Genomic DNA, 13,123 nt, shown 5'->3' with positions numbered 1-13,123 from the left:
GAGCGAGATACGAAGCCTTCAGTCGAGAAACGGCAAGACGACGAATGTGCCGGGGTCGAGCTTGTGGCGGATGCACACATCCTGCGCCAGCGCAAAATACCGTTCCGCTTCGTCCATGTCGTCGTGTTCAAGGCTCAGTGTCGCCAAGCCATCATAACACGGAAACAGCAGTTGCGGCTCGTCAATTTCCTTCGCAACCTCAAGGGCTTCCTCGTAATACTTACGAGCTAGCTTCGGCTGCCCATGACATTGATGTATCTGCCCGAGCACGATCAGCGGTACAGAGAGATGGTCGCGCTGATCGAGCGCCCGGTCGATTTCCACCGCCTTTTCCGCCGCCGGCACGCCCTCGGCTCCGCAGCGATCGGTGAAGGTGCAGCAGGAGACCGCGAGATTGGCGAGAAGACGCGCCTGGAAGCCGAGATCGCCGATACGGGTGGCGACCTCCAACCCGCGCCGGCAGATCCTGATGGCGTTGGCCGGATCGACGATCGTGTAGAGAACGCCGAGGTTGGAATAGGCGCGGCAGGCGGCGCTTTGCAGATCGGCCTTTTCGGCGACCGAAAGGCTGCGCTCCACTTCCTGCACGGCATCACGGCGGCGTCCGAGCCGCGCGAGCGCTGCGCCCTTGGTGTTCAGTGCCTCTGCCATCGCCCGCGCTGCCTCCCGTCCAGCCTCCGTCGTTCCATCGATCGGCAGCGTTTGCAGGCATTGCAGCGCCTGTGTCGCCCATTCGGCAGCAGCAGCTTGGTCGCCGGTGCGGAAGGCGAGGTGGCCGCGTTCCTGCAGGAGATGGGCATGTTCGACCGGCGCATCGATCGGCGCGATCATCGCTTCGGCTTCGGCGCAATAGGCCTCCGCCTGATCGCGGCGCCCCGCATCGAGATGCAGGCGGCTGATCTTGCGCAAGATCCTCGCCACGGCGATCCGATCATCTTTTGCGCGATGGGTCGCAAGTGCTCGCTGATAATGGTTCAGGGCGGCCTCACGCCGGCCGGCAGGACCGCAGAGATCGCCAAGGCGCTCCAGCAGTGCCGATTGCTCCGGCGTCGCCTCCGGCTCGTCGGCAAAGGCAGCAAGAGCCTGGCGGTAGAGACGCATGGCATCGTCATTGGCGTAAATCTTGCGCGCCATATCGCCCGCCGCCATAAGATAGCTGGCGCCCTTGGCCTTTTCCGTGGTCAGGCTGAAATGATGGCCGAGCTGCGCCAGATGCTCCGCCCGATCGGGCGCCACGCCATATTGACGTTCCAGCGCCCGGCCGATCCGTCGGTGAAGCTCCATGCGCCGTTGCAGCAGCAGATTGTGGTAGATGACATCGTGCATCAGCGTCTGGCTGAAGCGGTAGCCTGGCGCTATCTCGGCGTCGGGCCCGCGCAATTCCTCGATGATATTGGCATCGCAGAGATAATCCAACGCCGCATCGATGCCGGCCGGGTCGGTCGCGACGGTGCGGAGCAGGGCGGTATCGAACTTCGGGCCGACGACCGCCGCCTCCTGCGCCAGACGCCTGATCTCCTGCGGCAACCGGTCGACACGGGCAAGCAACAGGGCCTGTAGATTGACGGGTATATCGACATCCGTGTCTTCGGCCGCGACATGCCAGCGCTGGCCGTCATTGTGCAGCGTACCCATGTCGATCAGCCCGCGCAGGATTTCTTCGATGAACAGCGGATTGCCGCCGGCGCGATCGAGGATGCGCTTGCGCATCGGCGCCGGCAACTTGCCGTGACCCTCGCCAAAAAAGGCGGCAAGCAGCTTCTGCCCCTCGGCAGCAAGGAGGGGACCGAGACGCTGGACCGTGACGCTGACGCGATTGGAGTCCAGCGGGTCCGTCTGCGACGTCGGCCGATAGATCGCAAGCAGCATCAGCCGGCTGCGCTCCAGTCGGTCCATCATGAAGCGCAGCACCTCCAGCGAGGCGACATCCGCCCAGTGGAGATCCTCGATGACAAGAAGGAGAGGGCCTTGCGCCAGCCTCCGCTCGAAAACGGTGCGGACCGCATAGAAGATCTGCCGCCGCAATTGTTCCGGCTCGATGTGCCGGAGCGCGCCATCGGGATCGCCGAGGCCGAGAACATGCAGAAAGAGCGGCAAAAGCGCCTCGATGTCATCAGGCCTGAGATCGAGGGCACGGAACCCTGTTGTCAGCAGTTGCCGTGTCTTGTCGGGATCGTCGCGCTCGCCGATTCCGTAAGCGCTCCGCACGACCGCGGCGAGCGTGCCGTAGGATTGTTCGCCGAGGGGAGAGCAGCTGGCTTTGCGGATGGCAAGGCCGGGGAAACGGTCCGCATCGGCGGCGACTCCGACGAATTCGCTGGCCAGGCGCGATTTGCCGATGCCTGCTTCGCCGATCAGGCGGACGAGCTGCGCGGCCCCGCCACAGGCAAGATCGAGGCAGGTCAGCAGGCGCGACAATTCCGCGTCCCGTCCGACCATCGGCGCCTGAAGGCCAAAACTTTCGAGCCCGCGTGCCGTATGCGGCGCTTCCAGCAGCCCGCTCAGCCGATGCACGAGCACGTTTCCACTCTTGCCGCGCAATGCCTGCGCGCCGAGGCTGTCGAAGGCAAAGGCGTGGCGGGTGAGGCGATAGGTCAGCGGACCGACGAGAATATCGTTTTCGCCAGCCATGGATTGCAGCCGTTGCGCGGTGTTCACCGTATCGCCGGTCACCGAGTAGGATTTGGCGCCAACCGCGCCGAAGCCGCCGGTAACGACGGGGCCGCTGTTGATGCCGATGTGCAGGCGCAGCGGCACGCCGGCACGCGACTGCCAGCGTGTGCCGACCGCGGCGGCCCGGTCGATCATATCAAGTGCGGCGCCAAGCGCGCGCACCGGATCGTCCTCATGGGCAACCGGCGCGCCGAACAGCGCCAGAAGGGCGTCGCCGACGAACTTGTCGACGAAGCCTCCATAGGTTTCCACCGCCCGGGTCATCTCTTCGAACAATTCGTTCTGCAGCACCCGCATGGTTTCGGGATCGATCTGCTCGCTCAGCGTGGTGAAGCCGCAGAGATCGGCAAAGAGCACCGTCACCGGCCGCCGGTCGGCATCGCTGTCGGATTTCGTCGGCACCACCTCAATAATCGGCTTCGGCGCAGGCGAGGCTTTGCCTGAAATCGATGCGCCGCATTTGGGGCAGAAGGCAAAATCGGGCTGGCACGCATAACCGCAGGCGGCGCAAGAGAGAGGCTGCCTTGCGCCGCATCGCGGACAGAAAGCAAAACCGCTCTGAATATCGAAACCGCAGCCGGCGCAGTCCATCGCTGGCATCTCACGAACCCGGTATCCGACGGCTATATCAGCCGCAACCAACGGGCCTCAACAGAAGAGCAGCATGAACCTGTTGCCCCGTGCCCGCAAGCGTCAAACAGGAGGCAGAACAACGATCGCCGTTGAACGCCTGACTTTCTTGAGATCCGCGTCGGAGGTCAAACGACATCACCTCGTCCCTGCCAGAAACTGGCGGAACCGTTCCGATTTCGGATGGGTGAAAAGCTCGGTGGGCTCCCCTGTCTCTTCGACGACGCCCCGGTGAAGAAAAACTACTTTGCTCGACACGTCTCGCGCGAAGGCCATTTCATGGGTGACAACAAGCATGGTTCGACCTTCCTCAGCGAGCGAGCGCATCACTTTCAGCACTTCGCCGACGAGTTCGGGATCCAGCGCCGAGGTCGGTTCGTCAAACAGCATGACCCTCGGCCGCTGCGCGAGAGCGCGGGCGATCGCAGCCCGTTGCTGCTGCCCGCCAGACAAATGCGCCGGATAGAAATTTCGTTTTTCGGCGATGCCGACCCGTTCGAGCAGAGCTTCGGCCTCCGCGATACATTCCGCGCGGTTGCGCTTCTGCACGTGCACCGGTGCTTCGATCACATTTTCAAGAATGGTCATGTGCGACCAAAGATTGAAATTCTGAAACACCATGCCGATGTGTTCGCGCATCCGATCGACTTGCCTGCGGTCAGCCGGCAACGTTCTGTGCCCCGATTTCTTCAGAGCGTACATCTCGCCGCCGATGCGAATTTCCCCGCTGTCGGGGATTTCGAGCATATTGAGGCATCTCAGCATCGTCGATTTGCCGGAGCCGGATGAGCCCAGGATGGAAATCACGTCCCCCTCATGCGCTTCAAGCGAAATTCCCTTCAGCACTTCCAGCGGGCCGAAGCATTTTCGGAGATCCTTGATCGAAACGGCAGCGCTTTTGTCCTTGTTGTCGCTGACCAAAACTGTTCCCCTGTCAGACATGCACACTCCCGTTTAAGATTGCAGCCGCATACGCATATGAGGCGAAAGCCAGAAATCGACCGCCATGAGCATCCGTGTGACGATGAAAATGATCGCGAGGTAGATCGCGCCGGCGACAATGAAGATCTCGAAAGCGCGGAAGCTGTCGGCGATCAGTTTTCCAGCCAGACCGGTGACTTCCATGATTGTGATGACAGACGCGAGCGCTGTTGCTTTGATCATCAGGATGATCTCATTGCCGTAAGCGGGCAGCGCATGCCTGATGGCGATCGGCAGGATGATCCGTCTGAACAAGAGAATGCCCGACATGCCGCAAGCGCGAGCCGCCTCGATCTCCTGAGCGGACACGGCCAGCAGTCCTCCGCGAAAAATTTCGCTGCAGTAGGCGGCAGTATTCAGAGTGAGGGCGAGCACCGCACACCAGTAGGGTTCGCGAAAGAACCCCCAGACGCCGAGGTCCTGCAGGCCGTGTCTGAATTGGCCGAGGCCATAATAGATCAGGAACATTTGGACGAGGAGCGGCGACCCTCTGAAGACAAAGACATAGGCGCGGGTTATGGTGCAGCCTATTTCACCGCCGGTCACGGCCAGGAGCGAGATCGCCAGCGCCAGCGCGCTGCCTGCCACGACGGACGTGACGGCAAGCTCAAGCGTCAGCGGCAAACCGGTCAGAAGCGTGAGAAACGTATCCCACATAAAGCCCAGATCCATCACAACGCTCTCCTTGTGCCCTGGATCGTTCGCGCTTCCATGCGTCTGAACAGGATTGATGAAAGCCAGGTGATGACGAGATAAAGAACGACCGCCGTCAGGTAGAACTCGAACGGCCGGCGCGTCGATCCGGCTGCGATCTGCGATTGGCGCAGCAGTTCGACGAGACCCGTGACGGAGATCAATGCCGATTCCTTCAGGACGAGCTGCCAGGTGTTTCCGAGGCCTGGAATAGCGTAGCGCAGGACGAGGGGGGCAACGATGCGCCTGAATTTGGGCCATGGCCGCATGCCGACGGCGCTGGCGGCTTCGATTTCGCCGCGTGCGACCGACCTGTAGGCGCCGCGAAATACCTCAGCCTGATAGGCCGCCGAAACCACGCCAAGCGCCAGGGTTCCGGTCAAAAATGCCGGCATTCCAATGAAGCCTTGATAGCCGAACAGGCCGCCAAAGGATCCAAGGAATGCGCTGCCGCCGAAATAGAAAAGATAGATTACCAGAAGGTCGGGCACGCCGCGCAGAACGGTCGTGTAGCAATCCGCAAGCCACCGGATGGTCAGGTGGCGGGACAGCTGCATGAAGGTAATGACCGTCCCGATCAACGTTCCGGTCAGGAAGCCGCAGACGGACACACCGATGGTCATCGCGGCCGCAGTCAGTAGTAGCCAACCCCAACCCGTCTGCTCGAAGCCGACCAGAGCCAGGTAACTGTCGATAGGTGCCATGCGGGGACCCCTTGGTAAAAGATCGGGTTGCGCGTCAGTCGGCTGCGCGCCGATGCGCCCAGATGCGCTGGAGCTTCGACATGTTTTTGAGCGAGCTTTGCACATGCGCTCTTGCTGCTGCCGCCGCCGCCTCGCGGTCGCGTGCACAGATGGCGTCTGCGATCGCCCGGTGTTCGTCGAGATCGGTGTGCTCCAGATCCACCCAAAGAACTTCGAGCCACAGGGCCAGGCGAAGCTGCTGATAAACTTGATCCGTCACCCTGACGAGGGCCTCGTTTCGGGTCGATTCCACGATGACGCGATGGATGTATAGTCCAAGGTCAAGGTTGCGGGCCGCGTCAGAGGGCGTCTTGTTCGTCGTATCCTTCAGTTCCACCATCTGGGCAATGACGTCACGGAGCCGATCGAGGTCTTCCTCGCTCGCTATCTCGCAGGCGAGTTGCGCGGCGCAAACGTCGAGCGCTTCGCGAACGACCAGCAGATTGCAGAACTTGGTGACGTCGAGGTCGGTCACCGTATAGCCGAAGTTCCGCTGACCGACGATAAGCCCTTCTTCTTCCAGCTTCATCAGCGCTTCGCGCAGCGGTGTTCGGCTGACGCCGAAGCGCTTGGCGAGCGTCACTTCCGACAGGCGCTCGGAGGGGCGAAGCTGGCCGGTGAGGATCAGATCCTTCAATTGCGAATAGGTGCTCTCACGCAACGATCCTCGCTGTTCTGTCTTGGTCGATGCCAATCGATTCCCCTTCCGTCTCTGGTCCATTCGCCCCTCGGTGAGCGGCACCATAACTTTTTCCCTCTTGCTCCATCAAGCGGAATACGATTATGTATACAATGTTGGCTACAACAAGCAATCGTCTTTTCGCCGGCGTTCAAAAAGTCGCCCGCGATCTGGTCGCAACATCTGGAGGTCCGATGCCGGAGATTCTCAGTCTGGACGAACTGCGGGAGCGCTTTTCGAACGCTTCAGGCGGTGAGATGTTCGATCCGGAGTTTCGCAAGGTGGCCGACCTGGTCTTCGGCGAGGGCGATCGTCGCCAGGCGCCTTACTGCGGCGTCCCGACATTGCTGAAGGCCCCGCATCGTCCGGACGCCGCGCCCAGTTTTACCGATATAGATATTGCGCTTTTCGGCATTCCGATGGATCTCGGGGTGACGAACCGGTCGGGCGCGCGGTTCGGGCCAAGAGCCGTACGCAACGTCGACCGCGTTGGCCCTTACGATCATGTCCTGCGGACCGTCCCGACTGCCCATGCCCGTGTTGCCGATGTCGGCGATGTCCCGTTCAAAAGCCGCTTCGATCTCGAGGCATCCCATGACGATATCGAGGAATTTGTCGGCGGCTTGATAAAAGCGGGGGTCGTGCCCCTGGCCGTCGGCGGCGACCACTCGGTCGGCCTTCCCATCCTGAGGGCCGTCGGCAGGGATCGCCCTGTGGGGATGATCCATATCGACGCCCATTGCGACACGGGCGGTTCGTTCGAAGGATGCAAATTCCATCACGGCGGACCCTTTCGCCAGGCGGTTCTGGACGGTGTGCTTGATCCCAGGCGAACGATCCAGATCGGAATTCGCGGCAATTCCGAATATCTATGGGAATTCTCCTATGCGTCCGGCATGACCGTCATTCATGCGGAAGACGTCGGTGATCTCGGCATCAGCGCCGTCATCGCCAAGGCGAGAGAGATCGTCGGGGCGGGGCCGACCTATGTCAGCTTCGACGTCGATTCTCTCGATCCGGCATTTGCGCCAGGCACGGGAACCCCCGAAGTCGGCGGCCTGTCCTCGGCCCAGGCCCTCGGCATTCTGCGCGGTCTTATCGGCTTGAACATTGTCGGCGGCGACGTTGTCGAGATCGCTCCGCAATACGACCCGACGTCGAATACGGCACAAATTGCCGCTCAGATTTTGTTCGAACTCCTCTGCCTTGCGGCCGAGGCAATCAAGATTCGCGCGTCCTAGCAAACGGACGTCGCGGAGTCTGCAACCGCCTCGCTTGGGAAAAGGGCAGGGCGCACCAAAAAGGGGAATAAAAACATGCGAGTATCAAAACTTTTGCTGACGTCCGCTTTGCTCGGCGTCATCTCGGCCGGCGCTGCCGCTGCGCAGACGAAACCAACCGAAATCACCATTGCGACCGAAGGCGCCTACGAGCCCTGGAATTTTACCGGTCCTGACGGCAAGCTGGCAGGGTTCGAGATCGATCTCGCCAACGACCTGTGCGCCCGCATGAAGGTGAAATGCACCATCGTGGCGCAGGACTGGGATGGGCTCATTCCATCGCTCACGGCCAAAAAGTTCGACGCCATCATGGCCTCGATGATCGTGACCGAGAAGCGCCTCGCCGTCATCTCCTTCAGCAAGCCCTATGCTCCGACCGCGGCCGCTTTCATGGTCGAGAAAACCGGTCCTCTTGCAGATCTGCCTGGGACCGGGACGACGGTCGACCTCGCTGCGGACAAGGCGAAGGTAGAGCAGGAATTGCAGCCGCTTCGGGACGCTCTCAAAGGCAAGGCCGTGGGCGCCCAGGTGTCGACGGCGAACGCAGTCTTTCTCGACACCTATTTCAAGGGCGTTGTCGATCCAAGAGAATACAAGACCGTCGAGCAGCATGATCTCGACCTCCAGGCCGGTCGCATCGACGCCGTCGTCGCGCAGAAAACTTCGTTGACTGCAACGCTCGGCAAGGACGACTTCAAGGACTACAAGATCGCCGGCCCGACCTTCAAAGGCGGGGTCTTTGGACAGGGGATCGCGGCAGGTCTTCGCAAGGATGATACGGTGTTGAAGTCGATGTTCGACGCGGCGATCGAAGCGGCGGAAGCCGACGGCACGATCAACAAACTTGCTCAGAAATGGATCAAGACATCCCTTGATTGATTAAGCGGCAAAGCTCCCACGGCAGCAATTGGCAGCCGGCGCACCGAGTAGGTCGCGCCGGCTGACCGGCGCAGCTTTACCGCGTCGCCAATGAAATAGACCCACATTTGGAGAACCTCTGTGACCATCCTTCTCAACTCCGTCGAATCCCGCGACGCTGCGTTTGTTCTTCATCCCTATACGAACGCTTCGCAGCATCTGAAGGACGGCCCGCTGGTGATCACCAGGGGCGAGGGGATCCATATCGTCGACAGCGAAGGCAACAAATACATCGAAGGTCTTGGCGGGCTGTTCTGCGCGTCGCTGGGCTTCAGCGAACAACGTCTGGTAGACGCCGCGACTCGCCAGATGAAGGAATTGCCGTTCTATCACAGCTTCGGCGGCAAAACGCATGAGACGGCGGTCGAGCTTGCCGAACGGCTCATTCAGCTTTCACCGGTTCCCATGTCGAAAGTGTTCTTCGCCAATTCGGGTTCCGAGGCCAACGACACGGCCATGAAGCTTGTCTGGTACTATCACAATGCCATCGGCATGCCGGAAAAGAAGAAGATCATCTCGCGCATGCGGGCTTACCACGGCGTGACCATTGCTTCGGCTAGCCTCACCGGGTTGCCGAACAATCACCGCGATTTCGATCTGCCGATTGATCGGGTGCTGCATACCGATTGCCCGGAGTTTTATCGCTATGGCCGCCCGGGTGAAACGGAGGAAGAATTCGCGACGCGCTGTGCCAACTCGCTTGAGCAGATGATCCTCGCCGAGGGACCGGAAACCATCGGCGCATTCTTCGCCGAGCCATTGATGGCATCCGGCGGCTGCATCGTTCCGCCGCCAACCTATTACGAGAAGATCCAGGCGATTCTCAAGAAATACGACGTGCTGCTGATCGCCGACGAAGTCATCTGCGGCTTTGGCAGGCTCGGCACGATGTTCGGTTCGGAAAGCTTCGGGCTTAAGCCGGATATGATCGTCATGGCAAAGCAGCTTTCGGCAGCCTACCAGCCGATCTCCGCGCTGATGATCAATGAAAAGATCCATTCCGGTGTCGTTGCCGAGAGCGAGAAAATCGGAACATTCGGACATGGTTTCACCTATAGCGGCCATCCGGTCGCGACGGCCGTCGCCCTGGAAACCCTGAAAATCTACGAGGAACGTGACATCATTGGCCACGTCCGCACCATCGCCCCGGTGTTCCAGCGGCGGTTGAACGAGCTTGGCGACCATCCGCTCGTCGGCAACGCCCGCGGTCGTGGGCTCATCGGCACCCTTGAACTGGTTCGCAACAAGGAAACGAAAGAGCCGTTCAAGCCGACGGACGGCATTGCCATTCACGCAGGCAAGCAGGCCCAGGTCCATGGCGTCATCACGCGCGCCCTTGGCGACAACTTCTCGCTTTGCCCGCCGCTTATCATCACCGAGGCTGAGATCCACGAATTGTTCGATCGCTCCACGCGCGCATTGGATGATACCTATACATGGGCGAGGGCAACCGGCCTCTATTGAGCGAAGGAAGCGACGATATGCGAAATTTCGAATTGCCGGGAAGATCGATGGCCGTCGGCCGCAATGGCATGGCCGCGACATCGCACCCGATGGCGACTTTGACAGCGATCGAGATCCTGAAAGCCGGCGGCAAGGCCATCGACGCCGCCGTCGGCGCCTGTGCCGTCCAATGTGTCGTGGAGGCCGGATCCACCGGCATAGGCGGCGATTGCTTTGCGCTGCTGGCGTCGAATGGAAGTGATGATGTCCTTGCCTATAACGGCTCGGGACGGACGCCGGCGGCGGCGCATTTTGACTGGTTTCAGGAAAACGGCATCACTTCGATCGAGCGGTCATCGCCGCATGCGGTGACCGTTCCTGGGGCGGTGGACGCCTGGACCCGCCTCGTTGCCGATCACGGCAGGATGCCGCTGTCGGAAATTCTTGCGCCGGCAATTGCACTAGCTCGCGACGGCTATGCGATCACGCCACGGGTTGCCGCCGACATTTCGAACCAACGCGACCTGCTGCTGCGCGATCCATCAACCCGTCGCCTTTTCCTGATCGACGATCAGGCGCCACCGGTCGGATCGGTTCAATATCAGCCGGAACTGGCGCAGACGCTGGAAACGATCGCAACGTCGGGCCGTGACGGCTTCTATCGCGGTCCGGTGGCAGCCGACATGGTGACCCGGCTGAATTCCCTTGGCGGCCTCCATACAGCTGAGGATTTTGCCTCAACTGCCGGCGAATATGTGAAGCCGGTCAGCGCGACATACCGCGGATGGACGGTGCATGAATGTCCGCCGAACGGGCAGGGCATTGTCGCTCTGATGATCCTGAAGATCCTGGAGCGGTTCGAACGCAAAGGCGACCCGCTTGGTGTGGACAATCTGCACATCGAAGTCGAGGCCACGCGGCTGGCTTATGCGGCTCGTGATCGATGGGTCGCCGACATGGCCGCCTCAAACGTTCCGGTCGACTTCCTGTTGTCCGATGAACTCGCCGACAGCCTTGCCGCCAGGATCGACCTGAACACCATCGCCGATGCCGGGGCCGTTATCGACGGCGTCGAGCATGCCGACACCGTCTACATTTCCGTTGTCGACAAGGATAGAAATGTCGCCAGCTTCATCAACTCGATCTTCCATTCCTACGGAAGCGGAGTGATGGCACCGAATTCCGGCGTCTTGTTCCACAATCGCGGCCAGAGCTTCAGTATGAAGCAGGGGCATCCGAACGCGATGGGGCCGCGCAAGAGGCCCATGCATACGATCATCCCGGGTCTGGTCACCCGCAATGGCAGAAGCGTCTTGTCGTTCGGCGTGATGGGTGGACACTATCAGGCGATGGGCCATGCCCACTTCCTTTCCAAGCTGTTCGATTTCAATCTGGACATACAAAGTGCGATTGATCTGCCTCGGCTCTTTCCGCTGCCCGGCACGACATCAATCGAAACCGAAGCGCTTCTGCGAACCTCGATCGGGCGTGATCTCGAAGCCCGCGGCTTCAAGGTCGTCGCACCGAATTGGGCGATCGGCGGCGCCCAGGCGATCTGGATAGACGATCAAAACAACACGCTGCTGGGCGCCTCCGATCATCGAAAAGATGGTTGCGCGCTCGGCTACTAGAGGCGGTGGAGAGCTGAATGTCGGCATATCCGAATACTCAACTTTATATCAATGGCCGCTGGAGGCGGGGTTCAAACGACGATCTGACCGTCGTCAATCCGGCCTCGGGCGAAGTCATCGGCCGTGTTTCCAATGCCGGCGCTGCTGATCTCGACGAAGCGCTTTCGGCAGCCGCCGCCGGGTTTGAGCAGTGGCGGCGCATAAGTGCGTTCGAGCGGGCAAAGCTGATGCATGCGGCGGCGGAGATCCTGCGGCAGCGCGCTGCGGCGATCGCTCGAATAATGACATTGGAACAAGGCAAACCGCTCGCCGAGTCCGAGGCAGAGGCAGCCGCGGCTGCCGACATCATAGACTGGTTTGCCGAGGAAGCCCGCCGTGCCTACGGCCGGCTCGTCCCACCACGAGCGGCCAATGTCAGGCAGATGGTGATCAAGGAGCCTGTTGGCCCGGTGGCGGCCTTCAGCCCCTGGAACTTTCCGCTTAACCAGGCCGTCCGCAAAGTTTCGGCCGCCGTTGCGGCCGGCTGCTCGATCATATTGAAGGGGCCGGAGGAAACGCCGGCAAGTTGCGCTGAACTGGTTCGCGCCTTTGCCGAGGCGGGTCTGCCGGCGGGCGTCCTCAATCTCGTTTTCGGGATGCCGGCCGATATTTCCAATCACCTGATCCCGCACCCCGTTATCCGGAAAATTTCCTTCACCGGATCGACCATCGTCGGCAAGCAGCTTGCCTCCCTGGCCGGCGCCCACATGAAGCGGGTGACCATGGAACTCGGAGGCCATGCGCCGGCAATCGTCTTCGATGACGCTGATATTGATCTCGCGGTCAGACTGTTAGCCGCTGCGAAGTTTCGAAATGCCGGGCAAGTCTGCGTGGCGCCGACCCGGTTTCTCATCCAGGAACCCGTCTTCGATAAATTCCTCGATGGCCTGGTAAAGGCGGCCGAGGCGATTAAGGTCGGCGATGGATTGAGCGACGGCGTAACCATGGGACCGCTTGCCAACGCGAGGCGGGTAGGGGCCATGGAGGCACTGACAGCCGACGCGGTGATGCACGGTGCGAAGATTGCGACCGGCGGCAAAAGGATCGGCAATCTCGGCAACTTCTTCCAGCCGACGGTTCTCACCGACGTTCCACAGCATGCCCGCGTGCTCAGCGAAGAACCATTCGGCCCCTTGGCGATAGTGAGCGCATTTTCGGACTACAATTCTACCATTGCGGAAGCCAACCGCCTGCCATACGGCCTGGCGGCCTATGCCTATACGACTTCGGCAAAGACCAGCGCAGCCCTTGCCCGCGATATCGAGAGCGGCATGCTGTCGATCAATCATCATGGGCTGGCGCTGCCGGAATTGCCTTTCGGAGGCATAAAAGACTCCGGCTACGGTTCGGAAGGCGGCTCTGAAGCAATGGAGAGTTACCTCATTACGAAGCTCGTCACCGAGGCGGCTTGAG

The 13,123-nt window shown here is 60.8% G+C and carries 10 protein-coding genes; 5 read left to right on the top strand and 5 right to left on the bottom strand.

Features of this window, described 5'->3' with window-relative positions:
* Positions 1-18: 18 nt before the first annotated feature.
* From B5E41_RS12415 to B5E41_RS12395, 5 genes are all read right to left on the bottom strand, one after another.
* A complete protein-coding gene (locus B5E41_RS12415) occupies positions 19-3,264 on the bottom strand; it encodes an adenylate/guanylate cyclase domain-containing protein (RefSeq protein ID WP_088393980.1) in 3,246 nt (1,081 codons plus the stop codon).
* A 177-nt stretch (positions 3,265-3,441) separates the two neighbouring features.
* The gene (locus B5E41_RS12410) at positions 3,442-4,245 is read right to left on the bottom strand and encodes an ABC transporter ATP-binding protein (protein ID WP_088393978.1); all 804 of its coding nucleotides are present in this window, start codon (positions 4,243-4,245) and stop codon (positions 3,442-3,444) included.
* Positions 4,246-4,257: 12 nt separating this feature from the next.
* On the bottom strand, positions 4,258-4,956 hold the full coding sequence (locus B5E41_RS12405) for an ABC transporter permease (protein WP_088393976.1): 699 nt from the start codon (positions 4,954-4,956) through the stop codon (positions 4,258-4,260).
* Entirely contained in the window at positions 4,956-5,681 is a 726-nt protein-coding gene (locus B5E41_RS12400) for an ABC transporter permease (RefSeq protein WP_088393974.1), read from the bottom strand. The genes B5E41_RS12405 and B5E41_RS12400 overlap by 1 nt, the downstream gene beginning before the upstream one ends.
* Positions 5,682-5,715: 34 nt before the next feature.
* Positions 5,716-6,465 carry a GntR family transcriptional regulator gene (locus tag B5E41_RS12395; protein ID WP_088393972.1) on the bottom strand — a complete coding sequence of 250 codons (750 nt, stop codon included), beginning with the start codon at positions 6,463-6,465 and terminating at the stop codon, positions 5,716-5,718.
* 128 nt (positions 6,466-6,593) lie between these two features.
* On the opposite strand from B5E41_RS12395, the gene speB reads away from it, so the two are divergent.
* The 5 genes from speB (at position 6,594) to B5E41_RS12370 (ending at position 13,122) form a co-directional block, all read left to right on the top strand.
* A complete protein-coding gene (gene speB, locus B5E41_RS12390) occupies positions 6,594-7,640 on the top strand; it encodes an agmatinase (protein ID WP_088393970.1) in 1,047 nt (348 codons plus the stop codon).
* 75 nt (positions 7,641-7,715) lie between these two features.
* The gene (locus B5E41_RS12385) at positions 7,716-8,558 is read left to right on the top strand and encodes a transporter substrate-binding domain-containing protein (protein ID WP_064802640.1); all 843 of its coding nucleotides are present in this window, start codon (positions 7,716-7,718) and stop codon (positions 8,556-8,558) included.
* 120 nt (positions 8,559-8,678) lie between these two features.
* Complete coding sequence (locus B5E41_RS12380; protein WP_088393968.1) at positions 8,679-10,061, top strand: aspartate aminotransferase family protein; 1,383 nt, start codon at positions 8,679-8,681, stop codon at positions 10,059-10,061.
* A 17-nt stretch (positions 10,062-10,078) separates the two neighbouring features.
* On the top strand, positions 10,079-11,671 hold the full coding sequence (ggt, locus tag B5E41_RS12375) for a gamma-glutamyltransferase (protein ID WP_088394335.1): 1,593 nt from the start codon (positions 10,079-10,081) through the stop codon (positions 11,669-11,671).
* Between the two features lie 17 nt (positions 11,672-11,688).
* The gene (locus tag B5E41_RS12370) at positions 11,689-13,122 is read left to right on the top strand and encodes an NAD-dependent succinate-semialdehyde dehydrogenase (RefSeq protein WP_088393966.1); all 1,434 of its coding nucleotides are present in this window, start codon (positions 11,689-11,691) and stop codon (positions 13,120-13,122) included.
* Position 13,123: the final 1 nt, after the last annotated feature.

Origin of the sequence: Rhizobium esperanzae, assembly GCF_002204185.1 — a bacterium.
In the GTDB taxonomy this organism is placed as follows: domain Bacteria; phylum Pseudomonadota; class Alphaproteobacteria; order Rhizobiales; family Rhizobiaceae; genus Rhizobium; species Rhizobium esperanzae.
This window is presented reverse-complemented; position numbering and strand designations above follow the sequence as displayed.